The organism is Streptomyces aurantiacus JA 4570, assembly GCF_000414115.1.
Taxonomy (GTDB): domain Bacteria; phylum Actinomycetota; class Actinomycetes; order Streptomycetales; family Streptomycetaceae; genus Streptomyces; species Streptomyces aurantiacus_A.
Genome location: NZ_AOPZ01000408.1, coordinates 1 through 8803 on the forward strand (window position 1 = coordinate 1; position 8803 = coordinate 8803).

5 protein-coding genes and 1 pseudogene are annotated in these 8803 nt (G+C 72.2%); 4 read left to right on the forward strand and 2 right to left on the reverse strand.

The features are described from left to right. Window positions 1–248 precede the first annotated feature (248 nt). Window positions 249–3533 carry a bifunctional lysylphosphatidylglycerol synthetase/lysine--tRNA ligase LysX gene (gene lysX / locus STRAU_RS31920; RefSeq protein ID WP_016644544.1) on the reverse strand — a complete coding sequence of 1095 codons (3285 nt, stop codon included), beginning with the start codon at window positions 3531–3533 and terminating at the stop codon, window positions 249–251. A gap of 172 nt (window positions 3534–3705) precedes the next feature. Between lysX and STRAU_RS31925 the strand changes: the two genes are divergently transcribed. Both STRAU_RS31925 and STRAU_RS31930 read left to right on the forward strand, forming a co-directional pair. Beyond that, window positions 3706–4176 carry a universal stress protein gene (locus STRAU_RS31925; protein ID WP_016644545.1) on the forward strand — a complete coding sequence of 157 codons (471 nt, stop codon included), beginning with the start codon at window positions 3706–3708 and terminating at the stop codon, window positions 4174–4176. Window positions 4177–4321: 145 nt separating this feature from the next. Next, the gene (locus STRAU_RS31930) at window positions 4322–5752 is read left to right on the forward strand and encodes an amino acid permease (RefSeq protein ID WP_037663299.1); all 1431 of its coding nucleotides are present in this window, start codon (window positions 4322–4324) and stop codon (window positions 5750–5752) included. A 6-nt stretch (window positions 5753–5758) separates the two neighbouring features. Here STRAU_RS31930 and STRAU_RS31935 read toward each other — a convergent pair. After that, window positions 5759–6984 (reverse strand): annotated as a pseudogene (locus STRAU_RS31935) (CapA family protein). Window positions 6985–7273: 289 nt separating this feature from the next. Here STRAU_RS31935 and STRAU_RS31940 point away from each other — a divergent pair. Further along, the gene (locus tag STRAU_RS31940; protein WP_016644548.1) at window positions 7274–7798 is read left to right on the forward strand and encodes a hypothetical protein; all 525 of its coding nucleotides are present in this window, start codon (window positions 7274–7276) and stop codon (window positions 7796–7798) included. Window positions 7799–7913: 115 nt separating this feature from the next. Then, complete coding sequence (locus STRAU_RS31945) at window positions 7914–8564, forward strand: zf-HC2 domain-containing protein (protein WP_016644549.1); 651 nt, start codon at window positions 7914–7916, stop codon at window positions 8562–8564. Window positions 8565–8803: the final 239 nt, after the last annotated feature.

Consider the following 8803-nt stretch of genomic DNA (forward strand, 5'->3'; position numbering starts at 1 on the left):
GACGCGGCCGGGCCGGGGGTGGCGGCGGTGTCCGCGGTCAGGAGCCGGGCCGTGGCGGCCGCGCCGAGCACGGCGGCGCAGCGGAGCAGGACCCGGCGCGCCGGTGGCAGCTGATCGGTTTTCATCATTAATCCGTCGCATGGCCGAAGGCCGGGACGTCTCCGCGACACTGGCGCGGCGCGCTATTGCACCCGAGCGGCGCCGGAATGCACCCGATGGGACCAGCGGCCTCGCGCGCGGCGGGGTGGTCAGCGGCGGCGGACCAGCGGGAACGGCAGCGTCTCGCGGATGGTGAGGCCGGTGAGGAACATGACGAGCCGGTCGACGCCGATGCCGAGCCCTCCGGTGGGCGGCATGGCGTACTCCAGGGCGTCGAGGAAGTCCTCGTCGAGCTCCATCGCCTCGGGGTCTCCCCCGGCGGCGAGCAGCGACTGCGCGGTGAGGCGCCGGCGCTGTTCGACGGGGTCGGTCAACTCCGAGTAGGCGGTGCCCAGTTCGGTGCCGAAGGCGACGAGGTCCCAGCGCTCGGCGAGCCGCGGGTCGGCGCGGTGCTGGCGGGTGAGCGGGGAGACGTCGGTCGGGAAGTCCTTGTAGAAGGTGGGCAGCGTCGTCCTCTCCTCGACGAGGCGCTCGTACATTTCGAGGACGACGTCGCCGCGGCCGTCGTCGAGGGTGTACGGGACGTGCGCGCGGTCGCACAGCCGGTGCAGGGCGGGCAGTTCGGTGTCCGCGTCGACGTGCTCCCCCAGCGCCTCGGAGATGGCCCCGTACACGGTCTTGACCGGCCAGGCACCGGAGATGTCGTACTCGGTGACGCGCCCCTCGGCGTCGGCCTTGCGGGCGGTCGCCGCGCCGAAGGCGGCGGTCGCGGCGCCCTGGATGAGCTCGCGGGTCAGGTCGAGCATCACGTCGTAGTCGGCGAACGCCTGGTATGCCTCCAGCATGGTGAACTCGGGGTTGTGCTTGTAGGAGACGCCTTCGTTGCGGAAGGTGCGGCCCATCTCGAAGACCTTCTCCATGCCGCCGACGCACAGCCGCTTCAGGTACAGCTCGGGGGCGATGCGCAGGTACAGGTCGAGGTCGTAGGCGTTGATGTGGGTGGTGAAGGGGCGGGCGTTGGCGCCGCCGTGGATCTGCTGGAGCATCGGCGTCTCGACCTCCAGGTAGCCGCGGTCGAGCAGGCCCTGGCGCAGGGCCTGGACGGCGGTGGAGCGGGCGCGCACGGCGTCGCGGGCGGTGGGGCTGGCGACCAGGTCGAGGTAGCGTCGGCGGACCTTGGCCTCGGGGTCGGTGAGGCCGCGGCGCTTGTCGGGCAGCGGGCGCAGGCACTTGCCGGTGAGCTGCCAGCCGGTGACGAAGACCGTCCGCTCGCCCCGCTCGCTGCGGCCGACCTCGCCGCTCGCGGTGATGTGGTCGCCGATGTCGGTGCCCGCGGTGAAGGCGTCCAGGAGGTCCTGGCCGGAGCGGTCGCGGGTGAAGGCGAGCTGGAGGTCGCCGGACCAGTCGCGCAGCACGGCGAAGACGACGCCGCCGAAGTCGCGTACGAGCATGACGCGGCCCGCGACCGTGACCTGATCGCCCGTCATCTCGGGGTGGATGGCGGCGAGTTCATGGGTGCGGGGCGGGGTGCCGACCGGGTAGGGGTCGATGCCGTCCGCGCGCAGCCGGTCGAGCTTGCGGTGCCGGATGCGGATCTGTTCGGGCAGCGCCTCGACGGGGTCGCGGGGCGTCTCGCCGTCGGCGGTGCCGAGGCCGAGCGCGGCGATGGACGGCAGGCCCTCGGTGGTGGCGGGCTTGGTGACGCCGCGCGGCTTGGTGTGGCCCTTGCCCCACAGTTTGCGCAGCGACGGCACGGAGACGAAGCCCTCGGCGATGCCGGAGGCGAGGCTGATGCGGGCCAGCGAGCCGATGTCGCCGTAGCAGATGAAGCGCGGGTACCACTCGGGGTGGTACTTGGCGTTGGACCGGTACAGGGCCTCCAGCTGCCACCACTTGGAGAAGAACAGCAGCAGCCGGCGCCAGAGCCGGAGGACCGGGCCCGCGCCGATCCGGGCGCCCTCCTCGAACACCGACCGGAACACGGCGAAGTTCAGCGAGATCCGCTTCACCCCGAACTTCGGTGCCGCGGCGCACAGTTCGGCGACCATGAACTCCATGACGCCGTTGGGCGCGCTGCGGTCGCGGCGCATCAGGTCCAGGGAGATGCCGTCCCTGCCCCAGGGCACGAGGGAGAGCAGCGCGAGGAGCCGGCCGTCGGGGTCGAGGGCCTCGACGAGCAGGCAGTCGCCGTCCTCGGGGTCGCCGAGCCGGTCGAGCGCCATGGAGAAGCCACGTTCGGTCTCGGTGTCCCGCCAGGCGTCCGCCTTGTCGACGATCTCCTCCATCTCCTCGTCGGTGAGGGTGGCGTGGCGGCGTACGCGGGCGGTGGCGCCGGTGCGGCGGACCCGGTTCACGGCCTGGCGCGTGACGCGCATGTCGCGGCCGTCCAGGTCGAAGTCGGGCACGTGCAGGATGGCCTCGTCGCCCAGTTGCAGGGCGCCGAGCCCGGCGCGGGCGAACGCCTTCGCGCCCTCCTCGGACGCGCCCATCACGGCGGGCGCCCAGGCGTAGCGCCGCGCCACGTCCAGCCAGGCGCCGATCGCGTGCGGCCATGCCTCGCGGTCGCCGACCGGGTCGCCGCTGGCCAGGCAGACACCGGCCTCGACGCGGTAGGTCACGGCGGCCTTGCCGCTGGGCGAGAAGACGACGGCCTTGTCGCGCCGGGTGGCGAAGTAGCCGAGGGAGTCCTGGTCCCCGTACCGGCCGAGCAGGGCGCGGATGCGGGACTCCTCGTCGCCGTGCAGCGCCGCCTCCATGCGCTGCGAACGGAACAGCGTCATGGCGGCGTTCAGCAGGGCGAGCGCGCCGAACAGGCCGAGGAGGAAGAAGAGCGGGCGCGGCGGCGAGCCGTCGAAGTACTCGTGGCCGTGGATGAGTCCGCCGCAGACCCGGTTCGCCGCCCACAGCAGGCGCTCGCCGCGCGGCAGCGTGCTGGGGAACAGCTCGACGAGCCCCCAGCCGAGCAGGATCGCGAGCCCGAGCCCCGCCGCGAGCACGCCGAAGGACCGCCGGACGGCGCCGCGCCGCGAATCGGCGGAGAACTCACCGCGCGCGAGGATCAGCAAAACCAGCGCCGCCCCGCATAGGACCATCGACGGCACCGACTCGGCCCAGTAGCCGAGGGCGATCCCGAGGACGTCGAAGGCGAGCAGCAGGCCCAGATAGATGACGACGAGCCACCAGGCGACCTTCTTGCGGGCCGCGATGGCGGCGGCGAGCAGGAAGAGGAAGACGGCGTACGCGAGGTTGGCGCTGACCGGGACGGTGATCAGGTCGAGGAAGCGGACCACCGGCCGCAGCAGGTGCCGCAGCGGTGCGATGACGGCGAGGACCGCGCAGAACAGGCCGAGGCTGCCGAAGAAGCCCGCGAAGCCCTCCGGGACCCGGCGCAGAACACTCCGGGCGCCGCCCGGCACGTCCTCGGAGCCACTCATGCATCGACTCTAAGAAGACCCGGGCCACGCCGCCCGTCGGGAGACCCGCCCGCCCGGGCGAGCGAGCGCGCCCCGAAGGGGCGCGGGGAAAGTTCCCCGCGCCCCTTACGGGGCGACCGCACACAAGCACCCAGGCCCCGAGACCCTCGGGGCCTGGGCTAGCCTCGGTGGTGTGACGGAAGACGCCTCCCAACAGTCCCATCAGTTCGAACGCGGCACCGACGGGCCGAAGGTGATCGTCGTCGGCGTCGACGGCTCGGACTCCTCGCTCCGCGCCGCGGCATATGCCGGGGGCCTGGCCAGGCGGCAGCGGGCGCTGCTCGCCGTCGTCTATGTGCAGCCGGTGCTCGCCGCGGGCGCCGCGCTCGGCGCGCCGGTCGCGGACACCACCGAGGAGATCGCGGAGGCCCTGATCGCCGAGATCCGTGACGCGACGGAGCGCGTGAAGGACATATTCGACGTGCGCTGGGAGTTCCACACCTTCCGCGGGGATCCGTACAACGGCCTGGTCACCGCCGCCGACGACCTGAAGGCGGACGCCGTCGTGGTCGGCGCGTCCGAGCAGGCGGGCCACCGCATCGTCGGTTCGGTCGCGGTGCGCCTGGTGAAGGCGGGCCGCTGGCCGGTCACGGTGGTGCCGTAGGCGCCGGCACAGGGCCGACCGGGCGAACCTCACCCCCGGTGCCCCCGCGCGGCCACGCGTGATGCGTGGCGTCTTCCGTGCCGTGGGCCGCTGGGCCATCATGATCGGCCATCAGCCGACCGCCGCCAGCGAAGAGGTGAGGCTCATGGCCGGACTACGACCGGGGCAGGGAGTCCTGCGCCGCAAGCCCATCGAACGTATCGAGGACACCGAGGCGGGCGGCGCGAGCACCCAGCTCACCCGCACGCTCGGCCTGTGGCAGCTCACCGCGATCGGCGTGGGCGGCATCATCGGTGCCGGGATCTTCACCCTCGCGGGCACCGTCGCCAACGAGAAGGCGGGCCCCGCGGTCCTCATCTCGTTCCTGATCGCGGGCGTGGCGAGCGCCGCGGCCGCGTTCTCGTACGCCGAGTTCGCGGGCCTGATCCCGAAGGCGGGCTCGGCCTACACCTACGGCTACGCGGTGCTCGGCGAGCTCGCGGGCTGGTTCATCGGCTGGGACCTGCTCCTGGAGTACACGGCGATCGTCGCGGTGGTCGCGATCGGCATCTCCGGGTACTTCAACTTCCTGCTGAACGAGATGGGCGCGGAGCTGCCCACCTGGATGCTGGGCGCGCCCGGCACCGGCGACGGCCACAAGGTCGACCTGTTCGCGGCGGTCCTGTGCCTGTTCATCGCGTACATGCTCACCCTCGGCATCAAGAACGCGGCCCGTTTCGAGATGGTCGTCGTGATCCTGAAGGTCCTCGTCGTGATCCTGGTCATCGGCGTCGGCTTCTTCCACGTCGAGACGGGCAACTACGAGCCGTTCTTCCCGTTCGGCGTCAGCGGCGCCTTCACGGGCGCGGCCACGGTGTTCTTCGCGGTCTTCGGGTACGACGCCATGAGCACGGCCGCCGAGGAGTCCAAGGACGCGCAGCGCCACATGCCGAAGGCGATCCTGTACTCGCTGGCCATCTCGATGGTCCTGTACGTCCTCGCCTGCCTGGTCCTGACCGGCATGCAGGACTACAAGGACATCGACCCGGAGAGCGGCTTCTCCTCGGCGTTCAAGGCGGCGGGGCTCGGCGGGCTCGCGGACGTCATCGCGGTCGGCGCGATCATCGGCATCCTCACGGTGATGTTCACGTTCATGCTGGGCTGCACGCGCGTGTGGTTCTCGATGAGCCGCGACGGGCTGCTGCCGAAGTGGTTCGCGAAGACCCACGAGACGCGGCACGTGCCGACCCGCGTCACCTGGATCGTCGGCTTCGCGTCCGCCGCCATCGCCGGTTTCCTGCCGATCGGCGAGGCGGCCGAACTCACCAACATCGGCATCCTGCTTGCGTTCGTCGTGGTGTGCGTCGCGGTGATCGTGCTGCGCTACAAGCAGCCCGAGCTGCCGCGTACGTTCCGCTGCCCCGGCATGCCGGTGGTGCCCGCGATCGGCGTCGTCTTCTCCATCTGGCTCATCACGTTCCTGGAGTGGCAGACCTGGGCGCGCTTCGCGGTGTGGTTCGCGCTGGGCCTGGTCGTGTACTTCGCGTACTCCTACCGCAAGTCGGAGCTGGCGAAGACGGAGCACACCACCCGCTAGCCGGGGCTACTCCCCCATCACCAGGCCGTCCCCGCCCGCGCCGCGGCTGAGGGTGACGCGACGGATGCGGTCGCGTACGTCGCCGAGGTCGGCGCCGCGGTCGAGGGCGCGGTTGAGGTTGACGAGGCGGCCCTCGTCCGCGTCGAACCAGAACGGCACGAACTCGGCCTTCGTCACCTCCCAGCGGCCTCCGGGCCGTTCGGGGGCGGCGAAGGTGAAGCGTCCCGCGGTGCCCTGGTTTCCGCGCGGGTCCTGGGCGCCCTCGTGGTTGACCATGGCGCCGGCGATCTGGTCGCCCATGCCGTAGAGGATCCACGTCCCGTTGACCTTCTCGTACGCCTGCGGGACGTGCGCGTGCGTGCCGAGGATCAGGTCGACGTCCGGCCGGCCGTCCGTGCGCGCGGACGTCAACTGCCTCCCGAGGGAGAGCTGCTGACGGTTCGGGTCGTCCTGCCACTCGGTGCCCCAGTGCAGCGAGACCACCACGACGTCGGCGCCCGCCTTCCGGGCGGCGCGGGCGTCGGAGAGGATGCGGTCCTTGTCGATGAGGTTGACCGACCAGGGCCGGCCCTCGGGCAGCGGGATGCCGTTGGTGCCGTACGTGTACGCGAGCTGGGCGACCTTCGCGCCGCCCGCGCGCAGCCAGGCCGGGGAGCGGCCCTCGGTGGCCGTCCGGCCGGAGCCCGCGTGCTTGACGCCCGCCCGGTCGAGGGCGGCCAGGGTGCGGTGGATGCCGTCCGCGCCGTCGTCGAGGGTGTGGTTGGACGCCGTGGAGCACGCGTCGTAGCCGGTGGTCCTGAGCGCGCGGGCCACCTGCGGGGGCGACTTGAAGGTCGGATATCCCGTGTAGTCGCCGTTCGCGCCGTACACCGTCTCCATGTGACAGATCGCCAGGTCCGCCTTGGCGACGACGGACTTCGCGCCCGCGAGCATGGGCGCGAAGTCGTAGCCCTCGCCGCCCGCGTCGGCGTTCGCCCGGCGGATGATCGAGGCGTGCGGCAGCACGTCGCCGGAGGCGACGAGCGTGAAGGCCCGGGCGTCGCCCGCGCCGCGCCGGCCGGGGCGTCGCCCGCGCCGCCGCCCGCCGCGGAGGCCGGATTCCCGGGCCCGGACGGCTGCTGGGCGGCGCAGGCCGCGGCGGCACCGACGAGAGCGGCCGTGAGGACGGCCAGCCCCCGCCGGGTGTGTCCGGTGCGCCGGGCGGGCCGGGGGTGGCGTGTGCGCTGTGTCATCGACCGCGCCTTCGCATGAGGAGATAATAGTTACAACAGATCCACATACGCATATAAGGGTGAGTCAAGGAGCAATGCCGCGCCAGTCACTGAAAAGGACCAAATCCGGCGCACTGTGACCCGAAGAACACGCCCGCCCCGACCTGCGGCGAAACCGAGGCCCGGGTCAAGGCTCCGTAAAGCGCCTTGCTCGGCACCCCTGTTGGGTAATCGGCTGTCCTCATCCGTGTTCCGGGTGGGGGGCCAGAAGCCGGTGACGCGTACACGGAGCACAGGAAGGCGGAGCGTGATGCTGCACGAGAGCACGGACGGCGCCCAGGGCCCCGGCGGAGACGAGCTGACGGTCCCGATGGCCTGGCTGTACGCCGAGTACATCGCGGACGAGTTGCTCCGCACCGGCGACCTGATGCCGCCGACGTCGTTCGAGTACCGGGCCGGGCGCGACGCGCTCGCGCTGACCATCTTCCTGTCGGACACCCACGGCGAGCTGTCCTGCATCCGGGTGGTCTCGCAGCTCGACTCCTGGCTCTGCCTGACGGCGCACGACCAGCCCTGGCAGGAGTGGGTGCGCGAACGCATGGACGGCCTCGCCGCCGACGCGATGGCCGCGCGGGGCCCCGCGCCCGACCTGGTGCTCGCCGAGGCGGCGTGGCGCTGGCTGGAGGAGACGGAGCTGCTCGCGCCGGACCTGGACGCGGTGCCCGGCGGTGGCGGCGGGGCCGGGCTCGACGATGACGACGACGTGCCGAAGGTGTGGACGCCCGCGTGGCAGCTGGGCCTGCCGCTCGGCCACCTGGCGATCCAGCTCTTCTGAACCCGCTCGTTCTGAACCCGCTCGTTCTGAACCCGCTTAAGTGATTCGGTTTGAGTGATTCAGGGGCCGATTGCGTACGGGAGGGCAAGAAGCACCCTCACCGACAAGGAACGCCATGAGGTCCCTGGAGCGGCATCGTGACGCCGGCGCCTACGCGCTCGGCGTCCTCGACGAGACGGACACGTTCCGCTTCGAGGATCACCTCATGGACTGCGCCCACTGCCGCGCGCGGCTGTCCGAACTCGCGCTCCCCGCACGGCTGTTGAAGGCGTACGGGGGTTCCGTGCCGTACGCCTACGATCCGGCCGCCGCCGTGCCCGGGCCCCGGCTGCTCGACCGGCTCATAGACGAGACCGGGCGGGTCCGACGCGTGCGGCGCCGGCGGTGGGCCGGGGCCGTCGCCGCGGGGCTTGTACTGGCCGTCGTGGGGCCCGCGGCGGCCGTGCTGAGCGCGGGCGGGGGTGACGGGGCGCTGCGGGTCGCTGCGCGCGACGGTCGCAGCGGGATGGCGGCCGTGGTCACCGCCCGGGGGCGGGCCTGGGGAACGGAGGTCGACCTCCAGGTGCGGGACCCCGGCCGGGGGCGGGCCTGCGAACTCGTCGCCGTCGGGACGGACGGCTCCCGCGACGTCGTCACGACGTGGCGGGGCCCCGGCCGCCCCATGGAAACCACCGGCGGCACGGGCCTCCGTCCGGGGGGAATTGACCGCTTCGAGGTCCTCTCCACGGACGACGGCGAGCAACTCCTCACCCTGCGCCCACGCTAGGAACCGACCGTCATGGCACCGTCGGCCTGGGCTGTGCCCACCCGTGCCGCCCCTGGCCGCCCCTGGCGGCCCAGCTGCCCACAGCAGGGAGCGGCACGGTGACCGCCCACAGCGGGAGCAGGCGGAAAGCCGCCGAACGACCTCTCCCGGCACCGGAAGTGCGGTGGACGTGAGGCAAAGGTCGACGTGGCCCCGTTGCCGGCCCGAAGCTGCTGTCCCACTGGAAACGGGCGGGCGGG